1 protein-coding gene is annotated in these 857 nt (G+C 31.4%); it reads right to left on the reverse strand.

Features of this window, described 5'->3' with window-relative positions:
- Positions 1 to 178 precede the first annotated feature (178 nt).
- Positions 179 to 857: nucleotide sugar dehydrogenase (locus P8V03_RS19020; RefSeq protein ID WP_318799378.1), on the reverse strand; the 679-nt coding region annotated here is incomplete at its 5' end.

Below are 857 nucleotides of genomic sequence, written 5' to 3' on the forward strand. Positions count from 1 at the left end.
CTTTTTCATAAAAACACCCCTCTATTTTCAAGTTATAACTCTATATACTTTACTAATCTGTAAATTAATAATGGACAATTAACAGTGGAAGAAACATCAACCTTCATTGTCCATTGTCAATTGTCCATTGTCAATTATTTATATTTCTTAATTTAATTTTAGAAGTCTAAACTATACATTATAGTTTGAAAATCTTTTCTCTATTATTTTTAACATCTTTAGTAGCATTTCTTGTATCGTAAACTATTTTAGCTCTAGATACAATCTCCTCATAATCATAGCAGCTATGGTCAGTAGTAATGATAACTATATCAGATTCATCTATTACTTCCTTCCAATCTACTGTATAATACTTTTTACCAGCATGTTTGAATTCTGGTATATAAGGATCGTTAATTATCATATCTGCTCCATTTTTCTCTAAATGCTCCATAACTTTTAAAGTTGGAGATTCTCTTGGATCATCTATATCCTTTTTATAAGCAACTCCTAGAAGAAGAACCTTCGCTCCATTCATTGCTTTCTTGTGTTCATTTAAAAGCTTCATAGCGTTATCAACTACAAATTCAGGCATAATGTCGTTTATTTCCCCGGAAATCTCTATTAATCTTGTATGGTAGTCGTATTCTCTTGCCTTCCATGCTAAATAGAATGGATCAAGTGGTATACAGTGTCCACCTAGTCCTGGACCTGGGTAGAATGCCATAAATCCATAAGGTTTAGTCTTAGCAGCATCTATTACTTCCCAAACATCTATGCCCATTCTTTTACATAATATAGCCATTTCATTAGCTAGACCTATATTTATATTTCTAAAAGTATTTTCAAGTATTTTTTCCATTTCTGCTACTGCTGGC

Origin of the sequence: Clostridium tanneri (assembly GCF_033659955.1) — a bacterium.
Classification (GTDB): domain Bacteria; phylum Bacillota; class Clostridia; order Clostridiales; family Clostridiaceae; genus Clostridium_AM; species Clostridium_AM tanneri.